Source organism: Neisseria sp. DTU_2020_1000833_1_SI_GRL_NUU_006 (assembly GCA_032388755.1).
GTDB classification, from domain to species: Bacteria; Pseudomonadota; Gammaproteobacteria; order Burkholderiales; family Neisseriaceae; genus Neisseria; species Neisseria sicca_C.
The window spans coordinates 841,093-858,462 of sequence record CP135593.1 but is presented as its reverse complement, the minus strand read 5'-3'; the positions used below and the strand labels follow the sequence as shown (position 1 = coordinate 858,462).

Genomic DNA, 17,370 nt, shown 5'->3' with positions numbered 1-17,370 from the left:
ATATGTCTTTTTTCAGCAGGTTGTTCCGCTCCAAACCTAAATTAATGACTTGGCAGGAATTTGTCGAATACTTTGCCCGCCGCATTCAAGAAGAATTGCATCTTGAGGCAAAAATCGACTGGGGTGAAAATATTGCTTCTTCGCCTATCATCGTCCATTTTTCCAAAGACGATGAAGCATCATTCAGCACATATTTGAGCAACCATTACACAAGTTATCTGCAAAATCCCGAGGCCTTGGAAGCTATTGTTGCAGCCAATTTAGCGGTTATCTATAAGATTCAAGATACTGATGCCAGTGTTTCGGCACAACAAATTCTTCCGACGATTAAAAATACGATTTATCTGGAAAATGCCAGACTGATTACAAATACGGACGAAGTCGAACCTGCCGATTATCTGGCATATAAACCGATTGCGGGCGATATCATGTTGCTTTATATGGTAGATACGGAAGAATCCATGCATACGCTCAATCGTGAGCATATGGAAGAGGCCGGTATTGAAAATGAAGACGCCTTGTATCGTACCGCCATGGATAATTTGCGCCAACGGATGAATGGACGTGTCCAAATTCATCATGCCGAAGGTTGGTCATTAGCCCAAATCCATTTGGACAACGACTATGATGCTTCCTTGATTTTGCTTTTGGACGAAGTACTTAAAGACGACCCTATGCTGCCGGCCAATCCTGTTTTTGCAGTCCCGGCACGCAACGCCCTGCTCGTTTGCAGCCCGTCCGATGAAGAGGCTTTGCAGGCGATGGCGAATATTGCCCTGCAGGCATTTGAAGACTCTGCCTATGCGATTTCTACCCAACTTTACCAGTACCATAATGGTACAATCAGCGTTTTCAGAGCAAATTGATTTAAGGCCGTCTGAAAAACTGACGACCTGCCCTTTACCTAAAACCTTCCCATAAGGAAACCCGAAATGACCAAACATATCGCTATCTTGCGCGGCGACGGCATCGGCCCTGAAATCGTTGCAGAAACCGTCCGCGTACTCGACAAACTTATCGAACAAGGTTTGGATGTCAGCTACGAATACGCGCCTTTGGGCGGCGAAGCCTATGACGAATACGGCCATCCTTATCCAGAATTCACGCAAAACCTTTGCCGCAAAGCCGATGCGGTACTGCTTGGTGCAGTCGGTTCTCCTCAATACGACAATCTCGACCGTCCGCTGCGCCCTGAACGCGGCTTGTTGGCTATCCGTAAAGACTTGAATCTGTTTGCCAACCTGCGCCCTGCCATCCTTTATCCCGAGCTGGCCAACGCTTCCACTCTGAAACCGGAAATCGTAGCCGGCCTCGACATCCTTATCGTACGCGAACTGACCGGCGATATTTACTTTGGCGAGCCGCGCGGCATCCGTGTGTTAGAAAACGGCGAACGCGAAGGCTACAACACCATGAAATACAGCGAAAGCGAAATCCGCCGTATTGCCCACGTTGCCTTCCAATCCGCCCAAAAACGTAGCAAAAAAGTCTGCTCCGTAGGCAAAGCCAACGTTTTGGAAACCACCGAACTGTGGCGCGAAATCTTTGAGGAAGTCGGCAAAGAATACCCTGATGTCGAGCTTTCCCATATGTATGTTGACAATGCCGCCATGCAGTTGGTACGTGCGCCCAAACAATTTGACGTGATTGCCACCGGCAACATCTTCGGCGACATCCTCTCCGACGAAGCCTCCATGCTGACCGGCTCCATCGGCATGCTGCCCTCCGCCTCGCTGGACGAAAACGGCAAAGGCCTGTACGAACCGTCACACGGCTCCGCACCCGACATCGCCGGACAAAACAAAGCCAACCCGCTGGCCACCATCCTCTCGCTCGCCATGCTGCTGCGTTACAGCCTGAACGACGAAGCCCGCGCGCAACAAGTCGAAAACGCCGTCCAAAAAGTGCTGCAACAGGGCTTGCGCACCGGCGATATTTACGAAGAAGGTACGAAACTCGTTTCCTGCTCCGAAATGGGCGACGCGGTACTCGCCGCTTTGTAAAAGGCCGTCTGAAAACGAGAGTATGTTTTAAGCAAAATGCGCGGAAAACTCCGCGCATTTTTTCAGACGATTTTTAGAGCTTTTTGAGGCCTTATCGAGAATAGTGCGGGACAGGTTATATAGTGGATTAACTTTAAATCAGGACAAGGCGACGAAGCCGCAGACAGTACAGATAGTACGGAACCGATTCACTTGGTGCTTCAGCACCTTAGAGAATCGTTCTCTTTGAGCTAAGGCGAGGCAACGCCGTACTGGTTTAAAGTTAATCCACTATAGTCTCATTCTCTCTTCTGCCTCCGCCTGCCTGATAACCCAAAACAAAGCAAAAAACAGTAAAGGTCGTCTGAACCCCTTTTCAGACGACCTTTACTGTTGAAATATGGCATAATCAAAAACATCAAAATTATCTGACAAGGAAACCCTATCGTGAGTATTTCCCTGCCCCAATACCTGCTTTACCTGCAATATATGCTTGCGGGTGTAGCGATGACTGCCGTTTTCGGCGCGGTGTATCTGCGGATTACCCCTGCGGAAGAATTGCGGCTGATTAAAAACGGCAACCTTGCCTGCGCCTTGTCGTTCGGCGGCGCGCTGGTCGGATTTTGTCTGACGCTCGCGTCCAGCATTGCCCACAGCGTCAGTTTCGTCGATTTTATCCTGTGGGGCCTTGCCGCGGCAGTGATTCAGATTTTGGTGTATTTTGCCGCCACGATGATGATTAAAGGCGCAACGGAAGAACTTATCGGCAACAACGTCGCCGTCGGCGCACTGTTTGGCGCGGTGTCCGTGTCCATAGGTATCTTGAATGCCGCTTGTTTGACCTGATTTTTATAAACAGTTTGCAAAATTTACGGCTGGCCGCATTTCCTCCCCGCTCCGTATTCTCCCATTCTTCAAAATAAGGAACCGCAATGTTCAACTTTATCAAGAAACAGTTTATCGACGTCATCCAATGGCCGAATCCCGACGACAGCCTGCTGATGTGGCGTTTCCCAATTGCCGACGAGGAAATCCAAAACGGTGCGAGCCTGACCGTGCGCGAGGCGCAGATGGCGATGTTTGTTGACGAGGGCGTAACCGCCGACGTGTTCGGACCGGGCCGTTATACACTCAACACGCAAACGCTGCCGCTGCTGACCAACCTGAAAAACTGGGACAAACTCTTTGAATCCCCGTTTAAATCCGACGTTTACTTTTTCAATACCAAACAACAGCTTGCGCGGAAATGGGGTACGTCGCAACCCGTTACCGTGCGCGATGCCGAGTTCGGCGCGGTGCAGTTGCGCTCGTTCGGCATGTACGCCTACCGAATCAGCGATCCGGCAAAATTCTTCAAAGAAGTCAGCGGCGTAGCGGCAGAATACAGCGGCGCCGAGTTGGAAAACCAGTTGCGCAATATCACCGTCACCCAACTCGCGGCGGCGTTCGGCAGCTCCGGCATTCCGTTTTTGGACATGGCGGCAAACCAAGTTTTGCTGTCGCAAAAAATCGGCGAATTGCTCGGCGCGGAATTTGCCAAACTCGGCTTGACGCTGGAAAACTTCACCGTCGAAAGCATCACTCTGCCTGCCGCCATCCAAGAAGCCTTGGATAAGAAAATTTCCATGGGCGTCATCGGCGACTTGGGACGCTACACCCAATACCAAACCGCCGAATCCATCCCGCTCGCCGCGCAAAACAAAGGCGGACTTGCCGGAATCGGCGCAGGCTTGGGCGTAGGCGCTGGCGTCGGTCAGGCAATGGCTGGCGCGATGGCGGGCATGATGCAGCCCGCGGCGCAACCGGCAGCACAACCCGCCCAAACCGTTCAGACGGCCTCCGAAGACCCGCAGGCAAAATTGGCGAAACTCAAATCTTTGCTGGACGGCGGTTTGATTGCTCAAGAGGATTACGATAAAGCCAAAGCGGAAGTGTTGAAACAGTTGATCGGCTGATATTAAGAAGGTCGTCTGAAAACAGATTACGGGTTTTCAGATGGCCTGTCGGTGGTTTTAAAAATTCGTTTTTACATCAAAATTCAGTGTCGTCATTCCCGCTCAGGCGGGAATCCATCGTCAAACTTAAGAAACCCTGATTTGAAAAACCGTTTCTGAATTTCAAAAATGGATTCCCGCCTGTGCGGAGATGACGACACGGTAAGTTTTTATTCAAATCCGCTGTAAAAAGGTCGTCTGAAACCTTCCTTTCCACTCGAAAAAGCAAACATGTCAAACACCCCCTTCTTTAAAACCGACTGCCCGAGCTGCGGCGCGCCTGTCGAAGCGCATTCCGCCTCAGCCGTTACGCTGGTGTGCGGCTACTGCAACAGCATGCTGGTACGGCAGGATGACGGTATCGTCGATTCCGGCCGCGATTCCGCATTGCTGGAAGATTTCAGCCTGCTGCAAATCGGTACGGCCGGCACATTTGTTACGCAACGCTTCACCCTGGTCGGACGGCTTCAGGTGCAATACGACGACGGCGCATGGAACGAATGGTACGTGCTGTTTGACGACGGCAGGACGGGCTGGCTTTCGGAAGCAGGCGATTTGTATGTGATGACCATGCCCGTCGAAACCGACGACCCGCCGCGCTTTGAGGACATTCGGGCGGGATTTAGCGAACTGACTTTCCAAAGCAAACGCTATGTCGCCTCAGACGTGCGCCACATCAGCTTGAAACGCGCTGCCGCGCAGGGCGAGCTGCCGTTTGTTTTGAACGGAGACCGTCAGAACAAAGTCGCCGACTGGCGTTGCGAAGACCTTTTCATCACGCTCGATTACAGCGGCGACACCCCCGAAACCTTCTTCGGCCGCATGGTGAACTTGGATGATTTGAAGCTGGAAAACGCCCGCAGCGAAGACGAAATCAAAGAAAGCGCAGGCCGTCTGAAAGGCAGTATTTCCTCAGAAAACTGTCCCAACTGCGGCTCGTCCGTCCACTGGGTCAACGGCCTCACCTCCCATCTCAACTGCCCAAGCTGCGGCAGCGAATTGGCAATCGGCAAAGACAAAGCCGAACTCATTACCGCCAACGCCATGCGCACGTCGCAGCAAAGCCTGTTTACCCTGCCCGTCGGCAGACAAGGTCGTCTGAAAAACCGCGAATTTTACGTTATGGGCGCAGTCAGATACGCCGAAACCGACGCACAGGAAACATTCGACAACCTGTTTAACGGCGCCAACCGCGTGCTCACGCCCGAAGGCCAATGGTCGGAATATCTGCTTTACAACCCGACGCAAGGTTTCCTGTGGCTGGTCGAATCCGATGACGGCTGGAGCCTTTCCCAAACCCAAAATACATGGCCGCGCCTCGACCGCAACCGCCAACCGCAAGGCTGCGGCAAACTTTACGACTACGGCGGCAGGGTCGAAGTCGCGGCCGGCGCGTTCTACTGGCGCATCCGAAGGGGCGATTTGAACTATTACAGCGACTACCGTGACGGACAAAACCGCAAACTTTCTGCCGAATTGAACACGCACGAAATGGCATGGAGCAAAAGCGTGCCAATTGATTACAGCGAAGTTGCCGAGTCATTTAGCCTGAGCAGCCGCGCACCGCATTACACCGCAAAAATGGCGGCAGACGGTATTGATAAATCACTGAGAATCGTGATGACCGCCATCTTGGTTGTCGTCAACCTCCCTGCTTTGATAATCAGCGACAACCCTGCCACCCCCTCAGTCATCCTCATAGGAGCCTGGTTAATGTGGACTATGGGCAAAAAAGACGAGGACGAGGACGAGGACGAGGATTAAACCATGTCGAGAACTACTTACATCATTTTCAGTACCATCATCATCGTCATTTCCATGATTATCAGCTACGGTTCTTCCGACTCCGACGGCTCACGTATGCACTCCGGCGGCTATTACGGCGGCGGTTATTACGGCGGTAGCGGTTATTCCGGAGGTCATAAATGACCCATATCCCCGGCAACCACGGTCTTTTGGATTTATATGACTGTGATGAAGCCGTCTTGAAAGACGAGGGTCGTCTGAAAACCGTCCTCAAAGCCGCCGCCCAAGCCTCAGAAGCGACTATCCTCGCCGAACGTTTCCACACCTTCGGCGGCGCAGGCGGCATTACCGGCGTGTTACTGCTCGCCGAATCCCACATCAGCATCCACACTTGGCCGGAACACCGCTTCGCCGCCATAGACGCATTTATCTGCGGCGGCATGAAATTGGAAAAAGTGAAGGAAATATTGTGCAGGGAATTGACGGCAGAATGGGCTGTTTGGACGGTTGCGCAACGTGGCGAAGGAATATTGGACGATACTCAGCCGCCAGTAGAACAACAAAACCTGTAAAGGTCGTCTGAAACCGTCTTGATGTTTTCAGACGACCTGTCAGAACCCTAAACCGACATTCACCCCCATGCCGACACGCCGTCAATTTCTCAGTTACACCGCCGCGCTTGCCGCCGCTTCCTCTTTCTCTTGGCTGACTTACAACCGCCTCAACCGCAAACCGCCGGTTTCCGTCAACCGCGTCGGGCTGCCGTTGGGGCATTTGTTGCGCGACGGGAAATTGCTCAGCCCGCCGAGCCGCCGTTACGAATGCAATACGTTGATACTCGGCGGCGGCGCGGCGGGGTTGGGGGCGTTGTGGTATTTGGCGAAACATGGTCATCGTGATGTATTGTTAGCGGAAGGGTTCGAGCGCAACGGCAACAATGCCGCCTACGCCGCTTCAGGCGGCCTGCAAGCGCCGAGCGGTGCGCATTATCTCGCGTTGCCGTCGAAAGAGAGCGTGTATGTGCGCGAGATGCTGGCGGATTTTGGTATCTTGCAATCGGACGGCAGTTTCAGGGAAACCGATTTGGTTTACGCGCCCGAGTCGCGCCTTTTGTATCTGGATAAATGGCAGGAACACCTGTTGCCGAAAGAAGATGCGGATTCCAAACGCTTTTTTGATTTAATCGGTCGTCTGAAACAGGCTTACGGCAGCGACGGCAAAAAGATTTTCGCCATTCCGATAGCCCTGTCTTCGGCAGACGAAACGTGGCGCAAACTCGATACGTTGACGTTCAAACAATGGCTTACGCAAGAGGACTATACCTCGCCAGAACTCTTGTGGTATCTCGATTACTGCTGCCGCGACGATTACGGACAGGGCATAGCGCAAGTATCCGCCTTTGCCGGACTGCATTACTTCGCCGCCCGCAACAGCGCGGAAACCGTCCTGACCTGGCCCGAAGGTCTGGCGCACCTTTCTGAAAACTTGCGCCGCCACGCCGGTTTGCAGGAAGGTTGGCAATGGTCGTCTGAAAACCGCATCCGCCTAGACAAACCCGCTTCCGTCAACGCATCCGCCGTCAAAATCAAACCGCTTTCAGACGACCGTATTGAAGTTTGGCTGCGTGACAATTCAAGCGGCGAAACCGTCGCCCTGACCGCGCAACACGTTATCTCCGCCATGCCGTTGATGGTCGCCGCCCGAATCGTCGAAAATCCCGCGCAATACGGTTTGAACATTCCCGAATACGCCCCGTGGTTGGTCGCCAATTTCGAGCTGCACAGCTTCCCGAAAGAAAAAAACAACAGCGAAACGGCGTGGGATAACGTCATCTACGGCAGCCAGGGACTCGGCTACGTCGTCGCCACCAACCAGCTCATCCGCATCGCCCGCCCCGAGCGCACGATTTTTACTGCCTACGCCGCGCTCAACCATGACACCCCGCAAGCCGTCCGCCGCCAACTGCTCGAAGCCACCGACGAAGAACTGCGCGACTTCGCCGCCAAAGATTTGATCGCCGCCTACGGAGAGAGCTTCTGGCAACACGTTTCCCACGTTGATGTTACGGTACGCGGACACGGCATGAGCGTACCGAAAGCCGGTTATCTGAACGACGAATCTTTGTTAAAAATCAGAAACCGAGCGTCAGGATTGCTGTTTGCCCACAGCGATTTGAGCGGCTATTCGGTACTCGAAGAAGCCTTGTATTGGGGTGTGGAAGCGGCGAGGAAGGTGTTGGAACGGGGCTGACAGCCGCAAAGGTCGTCTGAAAAAACAAAGACAAAAGGTTTGAAATCCAATACAGGAAGCCCGATAGCCCTTTCAACCCGTTTTCACTATAATCCCTATTTTCCCGCCCCACTCCCGCGCCATGCCCAAAGCCACCTTTTACACCCACGCCGCCGACCCCGCCGCCTTCGCCTGCCGCCTGATTGCGCGCGCCATACGCGACGGCGGACAAATATTGGTGTGGTCGGATTCTGCCGAGACAATCCGCCGCCTCGACCGCGACCTTTGGCAGCAAATCCCTGAAAGTTTCATTCCGCACGAAATTTGGCAACCCGACCAACCCATGTCGTCTGAAACACCCGTATGGCTCGCGTTCGGCGATACTTTGCCCACCGTCCCTGAAAACGCTACCATCCTCAATCTCTCGCCCGACTTTTGGAACGAAGCCCCTGTCATTCCCGCCCGCGTACTCGAAATCGTAGGCAGCAGTTTGGAAGCACTCGCTGACGCCCGCGAACGCTTCAGTGCATACAAAAAAAGCGGCTTTACCATCGAACACCACAATATGACCGGAAAAGCCTGAAAACGAAGGTCGTCTGAAAACAGCTTTACAATTCAAGCCAAAAATTTAAACAGCTTTGATTCCTTTTGAATCAAACTGGGCTATAATCCCGACTTTCTTTTACTGACCCTTTTAAAAGACGAAAACACCATGAACAAAACTTTCAAATTCAGCGCATTGGCAATCGCCGCCGCATTGGCACTGACCGCCTGCGACAAAAAAGACGCCAATACACCTGCGGCTGGCTCTGCTCCCGCATCCGCAGCTTCTGCCGCAACAGACGCATCTTCTATCGGTACACCGGCCCAACAAGCCAGCTACGCAATGGGTATGGACATCGGCAGATCTTTAAAACAAATGAAAGATCAAGGTGCGGAAATTGATATGAAAGTCTTCATCGAAGCCATGCAGGCTTCTTATGAAGGCAAAGAAAACAAAATGACCGAAGCCCAGGCGCAGGAAGTCATGATGAAATTCCTGACCGAACAACAAACCAAAGCCGCAGAAAAACTTCAAGCTGACGCCAAAGCCAACCTGGAAAAAGGCGAAGCGTTCCTCAAAGAAAATGCGACTAAAGAAGGCGTGAAAACCACCGCCTCCGGCCTGCAATACAAAATCACCAAAGAAGGGGACGGCAAACAGCCTAAGAAAGACGACATCGTCGTCGTTGAATACGAAGGCCGCCTGATTGACGGTACCGTCTTCGACAGCAGCAAAGCCAATGGTGGTCCTGTTACCTTCCCTGTCAGCCAAGTCATCCCCGGCTGGACCGAGGGTATCCAGCTCTTGAAAGAAGGCGGCGAAGCAACATTCTATATCCCATCCAAACTCGCCTACCGCGATCAGCCTGTTCCCGGTGGGAAAATCGGCCCGAATTCCACTTTGGTATTCGACGTGAAGCTGGTTAAAATCGGCAAACCTGAAGACTTTCAGCCTGCCCCCGGTCAAGTTGACATCAAAAAAGTCCAATAAACCTGCGCTTTAACCCAATGCCCGAACCCAATCCGTTTCGGGCATTTTTCATTACAAATCCACCCCAACTGCCGTTATCTGTTTTCAGGCAGCAATGGTACGGTTTATCCGCTTCAGACGACCTTTGCAAATCCGATTCCCGTCCATATCACGCATAGCATTCTGATTTTATTTTGCTATACAATGGCTGCCTGAAAAATCCGAAAGCCCGACACCATGAAAAACATCGTTATCCTCATCTCCGGCCGCGGCAGCAATATGCAGGCCATCGTCAATGCCGCCATTCCAGACGCCCGCATCGCCGCCGTCCTCAGCAACAGCACAACCGCCGCCGGACTGGCTTGGGCAGCCGAACGCGGCATCGCCACCGAAAGCCTCAACCACAAAGACTTCCCCAGCCGCCTCGCTTTCGACCAAACCATGATGGAAAAAATCGACGTCTATCAACCCGATTTGGTCGTCCTCGCAGGCTTTATGCGCATCCTCACGCCCGAATTCTGCGCCCATTACCCAAACCGCCTGATCAACATCCACCCGTCCATCCTCCCCTCATTTACCGGCCTGCACACCCACGAACGCGCCCTGGAAGCCGGCTGCCGCGTCGCAGGCTGTACCATCCATTTTGTAACCCCTGAACTGGACTGTGGTCCGATTATCTCGCAAGGCATCGTCCCGATACTCGACGGCGACACGCCCGACGACATTGCCGCACGCGTCCTGACCGTCGAACACCGCCTGTTCCCGCAAGCCGTTGCCGATTTTGTCGCAGGTCGTCTGAAAATCGAAGGCAACCGCGTGTTCAATTCAAAACGCAACGCCGAAGGACAAACCCTCTTGGCTTAAACCCCATAAAAGGCCGGATTAACTCCGGCCTTTTTTATAATGTCCTTTTGCATTTCTATAAATAATTATTCATATCCTAACAAACCAAACTTTATAATAGCTAACTTCACCGATTCGGAAACAACGTATTTTCACGACATCAGATATATAGAGATATGCCATGAAACCCTATCTTCGCGCTTTATCCCTAAACCTAACGATAGCTGCATTTGCATCACCCGTATTTATCTCTAGCGCTCATGCCGCCAACTTACCGCAATCCGTCTCCCTGCAATATGCCGGTCACTACAACGGACTCACCCTGCCTGCGACCATGACCTTTACCCGCAACGGTAAAGGCTACAAAGTCGTCTCAACCATCAAAGTCCCGCTCTACCATATCCGTTTCGAATCCGGCGGCAGCATCAGCGGCAACACTATCCGCCCGAGTTACTACAAAGACGTCCGCGGCGGTAAAACCTATGCCGAAGCCAAATTCAGAGGCAATCAGGTTACCTACGGTAAAACAGGCGATCTGCAAACCGAAACCGTCGGCGGCAACATCAGCGATTTGTTCACGCTGGCATGGCAGCTTGCCGCCAACGATGCGAAACTGCCTGCCCGCCTGAGTATCACCAACGGCAAAAAAATCTATCCCGTCAGCGGTATGAGCAAAATCGGCAGCGGCAGCTATACCCTGAACGGCAAAGCCACACCCGTCGAAAAATACCGCGTACAACGCGGCGACGACACCGTTACCTATTCTTTCGCCACCGCCTTGGGCAACATCCCCGCCCAAATCAGCTATACCGACGACGGCAAAACCTACGATTTGAAACTGACTTCCGTCAGCATCAACGGCAAACCTGTCAAACCCTGAAATCCTTAACTATAAAGGTTCTTAGATTCGGATTTCAAGTGCAACTCTAGGGTACAGGTCGTTGGAACAAATCAAAAATAAAACACTTGGCGTTTCGCAGCCAAGTGTTTTTCTTAGCCGATGGTTCAACTCATCTCGAACCCTGCGTATCTCCCGATTGCCGATGTTTCGGAAATCGGTCCGTTTGGGGAAATATTGCCGGATGAGTCCGTTGGTGTTTTCATTCAGCCCTTTCTCCCACGAATGGTAAGGGCGGCAAAAATAGGTTTCCGCCTTTAATGCTTTGGCTATTTTGGTGTGTTGGCAGAACTCTTTGCCGTTAACCATGGTGGTGGTGTGGACTCCGACTTATGTTCCTTCAATGCCCTAACGGGCTGCCCGGGCAGTGTCTTCGGCTTTGAGGTTCTTCAATTTGCAGATGATGGTGCAGCGGGTAACACGTTCTACCAAGGTCAATAATGCGCTTTTTCTGATCTTTGCCGATGATGGTGTCGGTCTCCCAATCGCCGATGCGGATTTTTTGGTCGTTTCTATGCCGACACGGTTGGGCACTTTGCCTCTGGGCTTGTAGCGGATAAGGGTGTCGATGCGCTGAATCAGCTGCAAATCAGCTTATAGGGTTTTCGCCGGCGTTGTTTGGTCAGCCGGTTTTGTCGTTGGGCTTTCTCGGCGCCGTATTGCTGCCCTTGGGCGGAGTGGCGTTTTATTTCGCGGCTGATGGTTTTTTTGTGTCGGTTGAGCTGTTTGGTGATTTCATCGATGTTGCAGTAGCGGGACAGGTATTGGATAGGGTATCGTTCGTCTTGGGTCAGCTATGTGTCGCCCATAGCAATATTTCTTACAGGAAAGTTACACTCAAATCCGAATCCGCCACCCAAATAAAAACGTCGTCTGAAAACCCAAAATCCGGTTTTTCAGACGACCCCTCCCTTCCGAAACCACCTATTTCCTCTTCTTCAACAGCCTCAACGCATTGCCCACGACAAACAGCGAGCTGATGCTCATGCCTAATGCGGCGATCCAGGGTTTGACGTAGCCTAAGACGGCGAGCGGGACGGCGATGATGTTGTATGCGCTTGCCCAGGCGAGGTTTTGGCGGATGATTTCGCGTGTGCGGCGAGCTTGGGCGATGGTGGCGGGCAGGATGTTCAAGTCGTCGTTGAGCAAGACCAGATCGGCGCCGTCGCGTGCGACATCGGCGCCTGCTGCAACGGCGGCGGATACGTCGGCTTGGGCGAGGACAGGGGCATCGTTGATGCCGTCGCCGACCATCAAAACTTTTTTGCCCTGTTTCTGCAAGTCTTCAACATAGGCGAGTTTGTCTTCGGGCGAGGCTTCGGCGCGGTAGGTGTCTAAACCGAGCGCCTGCGCAACTTGTGCGACGGCATTTGTGCGGTCACCGCTGAGTAGGTGGGTGCGGATGCCTTGTTGTTTGAGGGTGTCGAGCATGGCGGCGGCGCTGTCTTTGATTTGGTCTTCGAGCAGGAAGACGGCTTGGAATCCGCTTTGGTTGCCGAGGAACACCATGCTGCCTGCGTGTTCGATGTTGGCGGCTTGGTCAGGCAACACGCCGGCTATTCCGGCGACGAAATCGGCGCGTCCCAATGCCCAAACTTGGGTTTCGTCTTTATAAGTCATTTGCGCACTGACGCCTTGTCCGATGCGGTTGACGCGTTGGGAGACTATGTATTCTGGCGCAGGGGCGGGGTCGTCTGAAAGCGTGTGGTTCAAGATGGCGCGGGCGATGGGGTGTTCGGATTGTTGCTCCAGGGCTTGTGCGGCGGCGAGCGCTTCTGCTGTTTTCAGACGACCTAAGGGGATGATTCGGCTGACGGACAGTTGTCCTTTGGTCAGCGTGCCGGTTTTGTCGAACACGACATCGTCGATTTGGGCGAGCGTTTCGAGGCTTTGTTTACCGCTGATTAACACGCCGTCGTCGGCAAGCGCGCCTGTGGAGGCGGCAAGCGCGGTCGGCGTGGCAAGCGAAAGTGCGCACGGGCAAGTAATGACCAGCAGCGCGACGGTAATCCACAAGGCGGTTTGTGCGTCGGCATACCATGTCCAGCCGATGAAAACGGGTACGGCAAACAGCAGCTCGCCAAACACGAAACTGGAGGCGTATTTCTCGGCAAGCTCGGCGGCGCGCGGTTTTTGGGCGAGCGCACGGTCGAGCAGTTTGACGATGTGCAACAGGCGCGTGTTGTTGCCGGTGCGGTCGGTTCGGATAACAAGCGGGCTGCCCGTATTGAGCGTGCCTGCAGTAACGTTTTCAGACGACCTTTTGACGACGGGCAGGCTCTCACCCGTCAACATGGCTTCGTCCACTTCGCTCTCGCCGGACAACACCGTGCCGTCCACAGGAATGACTTCGCCGGGTTTGACGACGATCACGTCGCCCGCCTGAAGCTGTACAACCGCCGCTTCTTCGATTTCCTCGCTGTCGGGATAAGACGGAAGGCGGTGGCAGAACGCGGGAACAAGTTTCACCAGCCGCTCCGCCGCATCTCCTGCCCTGCGCCTTGCGATTTGTTCCATAAACCGCCCGCCCAACAGGAAAAACAGCAGCATGGCGATGGATTCGAAATACATCCCCTGCCCCGCGTTGACGGCGAGACTGTAAATACCCGCGACAAAGGTCATCACGACCGCAATCGCAATCGGCGTATCCATGCCGACGCGGCGGTTTTTCCAATCGCGCCATGCGCCGCGGTAAAACGGCAACGCGCTGTAAAACACGACAGGCAGCACCATCAAAAAGCCGCCCCAGTGCAGGATTTCCAAAAACAGCGGCTCAATGTCGCCGCCGTAAAGATAAGTCGGCACGGCAAACATCATCGTCTGCATCATACCCAAACCCGCCACCGCCAGCCTGACGATAAACTGTTTGCGCTCTTTCTGCGCCTGCGCCTCGACTTTTTGCGCATCATAAGGCGCGGCGGTATAACCCGTTTTGCGGATTTTCAAAAGAATGTCCGACAGCGCGATTTTGCCCTCGTCCCACACCACGCGGCAGCGGTGCGTACTGTAATTCAAATCCACGCGCACCACGCCCGCCGTCCGCAAAAGCTGTTGCTCAATCAGCCATACGCACGCCGCGCAGGTAATGCCGCCCAGCATCAACACCGCCTCGCGTTCATCCCCTTCCCCGACCTCGACAAAATCCGCCTGCACTTCGGGCAAATCATACAATTTCAGTTGCGACAACACTTCCGGCGGCGGCAATTCGGATTTTTCCGCATCGGCGGTACGCTGTTTGTAATAATTGCCTAAACCTGCATCAATAATGCTCTGTGCCACCGCCTGACAACCCGCGCAGCAGGTTTCATGGTCTTCATTTTCGTAGCGGACGGTCAAATGGAGGTGTTCGGGGACTTCCAGACCGCAATGGAAACAGGTTCTTTCCGTTTGATTCATAATATGTGCCTGATGGTGTGCCGGCAGATGGTTTGCCGCTTGAAACTTGGATTTGAAATGTTTAAAAATGTAAACTTTATTAAAGTGTCGCTTTTCAGCAGATTTTTAAAAATATTTTACAAAACGTTTATTTTAAAACAATTTGCATATTTTTATATTATTTATTTATATTTTTCAATGATATATCCTTTTATCGATAGACGAACGGTTGCCATACCATACCGCATATCGGTCGAATTTACCGATTATTTTAATGTAAAAAAGGAACTTTTTTAAAAAAACACCATACATTTTTGTTGACCGACTCGATTTGAAGCTGCATACTACACGCATATTCCGTACAAACAGTACAATAAAAAATACAAAACATTACGCTTTTACACAAAATTTTTCATTAACTTCTTACTCGGGAAAACATCATGATTGACCGCCTGCTACCTATTTTTGCCGTTATCGGCATCCTGTCCAGCGTCGCCTACCTGAGCTTGGCGGCATGGATGATTTACGAAAACGTTTTGAAAAAACGCCGCCTCCTCCCCCACTAAGCGGGAAACCTTTTAAACGGCCGTTTGGAATAAAGATAAACCCTCCCTGATTTATCTTTGTTTTCCAAACGGCCTTTATTTTTTTCAGACGACCTCTTGAAACACGCGGCGGCAAACAATGATCGAAATCGAAATCCGCCCGCCGTCCTTCCCATTGAGAAACAACGGCAGTCAAAACACCTTGTTTTTATTCGGACTCAAAGTTTTCAGACGACCTCTTCCCGCCGTTTTCCAATGCCCGTTCAATCATCGCCTCGCGCAAAGCGTCCAAGCCCAGACTTTTCGCAACCGAAATATTCACGCCGACGGCGCGTCCCGAATTGTCCCGCAACACGCCCGCCCCGCGTACGCCTTCCGGCAGCAGGTCGATTTTGTTGTACACGACAAGCTGCGGCACTTCATGCGCGCCGATTTCCTCCAAAACCACATTCACATCGCCCATCTGCCGCTCGAAATCGGGATTGGACGCATCGACGACGTGCAGCAGCACGTCCGCCAAAGCCGTTTCCTCCAGCGTCGCCGAAAACGCCGACACCAGCTTGTGCGGTAAATCGCGGACGAAACCGACCGTATCCGTCAGAATCACGCCCGCCTCGTGCGACAGGAACAAACGCCGCGCCGTCGTATCCAGCGTGGCAAAAAGCTGGTCTTTCGCCAACACGTCCGCCTTGGTCAGACGGTTGAACAGGCTGGACTTGCCCGCGTTGGTATAACCGACGATGGCAAAGGTTTTCAGACGACCCTCCATCCGCGATTTTCGGCGCGTGGCACGTTGTTTTTTCACTTGCGCCAACTGTTTTTTCAACGCCGTGATTTTCTGCCCGATTAAGCGGCGGTCGGTTTCCAACTGCGTCTCGCCCGGCCCTTTCAGGCCGATGCCGCCCTTCTGGCTCTGCAAATGCCCGTAGCCGCGCACCAGCCGCCCGCTCAAATGGTTCAACTGCGCCAGCTCCACCTGCAATTTCCCCTCTTGCGATTGGGCGCGCTTGGCAAAAATCGCCAAAATCAAACCCACGCGGTCGAGGACGCGGCATTGCAGGATTTTCTCCAAATTGCGCTCCTGCGTCGGCGTCAATTCATGGTTGAACACCGCCAAGCCGATGTCGTGCAGCTTCACCGCCGCCGCCAGCTCTTCCGCCTTACCCGTGCCGACGAAATAAGCCGTATGCGCCTTGTCGCGCTTGGCGGTTTCCCGCAACACCAGCTCGCCGCCTGCCGCCGCGACCAATTCCGCCGCCTCGTCCAAGGTCGTCTGAAAAGTCCGCTCGCGCACTTCGTTCGCGCCCGAATAATCCGCACTCAACATCACCCCGACCAGCATCACGCGTTCGGGTTGCTCCAAAGATTTGTCGACGGGGAAAATGTTGCGTTTGGACAAGGAAAATCCTTTCTTTTTCAAAGGGCTTAAAACCCGTTTTCCATCATGATTTCGCCGGGGATGCGGTTGCGGTGCATGGCGAAGCCCAAGTCCATCAGGGCTTGGAACGTGTCTTTGACCATGGCGGGATTGCCGCAGACCATAAAGCGCGTGTCCGCTTTGGTGAACTTGAATCCCGCGTATGTTTCGAGGCTGCCGTCTTTCAGCAGCTCGGGAATGCGCTTGCCGCTCAACGCGCCTTCGGTTTCCTCGCGCGTGGTAATGGGGACGAAGCGGAATTTGTGGAAATATTCGCCAATCAGCGGATGGTCTTTCAACGCTTCAACACGTCGTCTGAAAATCAGTTCATCGGCGAAAGAAACTGAGTGCGCCAAAATCAAGCGGTCGAAACGCTGCCAGATTTCGGGTTGCTCGATGATGGAGAGGAAAGGTGCGATGCCCGAACCGGTGCAGAGCATGACCAAGTCCTTGCCGTCGGGGAAGCGTTCGGGCAGGAGGAAGCCCGTAGCGGTTTTATCGAGCAGTATGGTGTCGCCCTCTTTCATGGCGGCAAACCGCGCGGACATAGGGCCGCCTTCTATCAAAACGGCAAAATATTCGAGCGTGTCGGCGTATTCGGCGGACACGACGGAATACGCGCGCCAGATAAAGCCTTCGCCGTCGCGAAACCCGAGCCGCGAAAACTGCCCCGCCGAGAAGCGGTAGGATTCAGGGCGGCTGATGGCAAAAGTCATCAGTTTGGGCGTATGGTGTTTAATCCACAAGACTTTTTCTTCGGTAAACTTGGCTTCGGGCGAGGCTGCCATAATGGGATTCCTTGTGTGTGCGGGATGGGAAACGAGAGGT

At 53.2% G+C, this 17,370-nt stretch carries 16 protein-coding genes and 2 pseudogenes; 14 read left to right on the top strand and 4 right to left on the bottom strand.

The window, feature by feature from the left end; all coding sequences use genetic code 11:
- Positions 1-2: 2 nt before the first annotated feature.
- The 13 genes and pseudogenes from RSJ68_04175 to RSJ68_04115 all read left to right on the top strand — a co-directional run bounded on the left by RSJ68_04175 (position 3) and on the right by RSJ68_04115 (position 11,187).
- On the top strand, positions 3-866 hold the full coding sequence (locus RSJ68_04175) for a DUF1444 family protein (GenBank protein WNU97931.1): 864 nt from the start codon (positions 3-5) through the stop codon (positions 864-866).
- 66 nt (positions 867-932) lie between these two features.
- A complete protein-coding gene (gene leuB / locus RSJ68_04170) occupies positions 933-2,003 on the top strand; it encodes a 3-isopropylmalate dehydrogenase (protein WNU97930.1) in 1,071 nt (356 codons plus the stop codon).
- 118 nt (positions 2,004-2,121) lie between these two features.
- Positions 2,122-2,184, top strand: a pseudogene (locus tag RSJ68_04165) (transposase).
- Between the two features lie 245 nt (positions 2,185-2,429).
- Positions 2,430-2,828, top strand: coding sequence for a DUF350 domain-containing protein (locus tag RSJ68_04160; GenBank protein ID WNU97929.1), 399 nt, complete (start codon positions 2,430-2,432; stop codon positions 2,826-2,828).
- 86 nt (positions 2,829-2,914) lie between these two features.
- Positions 2,915-3,937, top strand: a complete 1,023-nt coding sequence (locus tag RSJ68_04155; protein WNU97928.1) for an SPFH domain-containing protein — start codon at positions 2,915-2,917, stop codon at positions 3,935-3,937.
- 270 nt (positions 3,938-4,207) lie between these two features.
- The gene (locus tag RSJ68_04150; GenBank protein ID WNU97927.1) at positions 4,208-5,740 is read left to right on the top strand and encodes a DUF4178 domain-containing protein; all 1,533 of its coding nucleotides are present in this window, start codon (positions 4,208-4,210) and stop codon (positions 5,738-5,740) included.
- A 3-nt stretch (positions 5,741-5,743) separates the two neighbouring features.
- Positions 5,744-5,905 carry a hypothetical protein gene (locus RSJ68_04145; GenBank protein ID WNU97926.1) on the top strand — a complete coding sequence of 54 codons (162 nt, stop codon included), beginning with the start codon at positions 5,744-5,746 and terminating at the stop codon, positions 5,903-5,905.
- A complete protein-coding gene (speD, locus tag RSJ68_04140) occupies positions 5,902-6,294 on the top strand; it encodes an adenosylmethionine decarboxylase (protein ID WNU97925.1) in 393 nt (130 codons plus the stop codon). Before RSJ68_04145 ends, speD begins: the two co-directional genes overlap by 4 nt.
- 67 nt (positions 6,295-6,361) lie before the next feature.
- Positions 6,362-7,972, top strand: a complete 1,611-nt coding sequence (locus RSJ68_04135) for an NAD(P)-binding protein (protein WNU97924.1) — start codon at positions 6,362-6,364, stop codon at positions 7,970-7,972.
- Positions 7,973-8,093: 121 nt separating this feature from the next.
- Entirely contained in the window at positions 8,094-8,534 is a 441-nt protein-coding gene (locus RSJ68_04130; protein ID WNU97923.1) for a DNA polymerase III subunit chi, read from the top strand.
- Between the two features lie 129 nt (positions 8,535-8,663).
- Positions 8,664-9,485 (top strand): FKBP-type peptidyl-prolyl cis-trans isomerase, encoded by an 822-nt coding sequence (locus tag RSJ68_04125; GenBank protein ID WNU97922.1) that lies wholly within the window; start codon positions 8,664-8,666, stop codon positions 9,483-9,485.
- Between the two features lie 216 nt (positions 9,486-9,701).
- Positions 9,702-10,328: a phosphoribosylglycinamide formyltransferase gene (gene purN, locus RSJ68_04120; GenBank protein ID WNU97921.1), complete on the top strand. Its 627-nt coding sequence runs from the start codon at positions 9,702-9,704 to the stop codon at positions 10,326-10,328.
- 160 nt (positions 10,329-10,488) lie between these two features.
- Positions 10,489-11,187, top strand: a complete 699-nt coding sequence (locus RSJ68_04115) for a DUF3108 domain-containing protein (GenBank protein WNU97920.1) — start codon at positions 10,489-10,491, stop codon at positions 11,185-11,187.
- A gap of 21 nt (positions 11,188-11,208) precedes the next feature.
- On the opposite strand, the pseudogene RSJ68_04110 reads toward RSJ68_04115, so the two are convergent.
- A pseudogene (locus tag RSJ68_04110) lies at positions 11,209-11,999 on the bottom strand (IS30 family transposase).
- A 130-nt stretch (positions 12,000-12,129) separates the two neighbouring features.
- Positions 12,130-14,601: a heavy metal translocating P-type ATPase gene (locus tag RSJ68_04105; GenBank protein WNU97919.1), complete on the bottom strand. Its 2,472-nt coding sequence runs from the start codon at positions 14,599-14,601 to the stop codon at positions 12,130-12,132.
- A gap of 419 nt (positions 14,602-15,020) precedes the next feature.
- On the opposite strand from RSJ68_04105, the gene RSJ68_04100 reads away from it, so the two are divergent.
- Entirely contained in the window at positions 15,021-15,146 is a 126-nt protein-coding gene (locus tag RSJ68_04100; protein ID WNU97918.1) for a hypothetical protein, read from the top strand.
- Positions 15,147-15,333: 187 nt separating this feature from the next.
- Here RSJ68_04100 and hflX read toward each other — a convergent pair whose 3' ends face one another.
- The gene (gene hflX / locus RSJ68_04095) at positions 15,334-16,524 is read right to left on the bottom strand and encodes a GTPase HflX (protein ID WNU97917.1); all 1,191 of its coding nucleotides are present in this window, start codon (positions 16,522-16,524) and stop codon (positions 15,334-15,336) included.
- Positions 16,525-16,550: 26 nt separating this feature from the next.
- Positions 16,551-17,330, bottom strand: a complete 780-nt coding sequence (locus RSJ68_04090) for a ferredoxin--NADP reductase (protein WNU97916.1) — start codon at positions 17,328-17,330, stop codon at positions 16,551-16,553.
- Between the last annotated feature and the right edge of the window lie 40 nt (positions 17,331-17,370).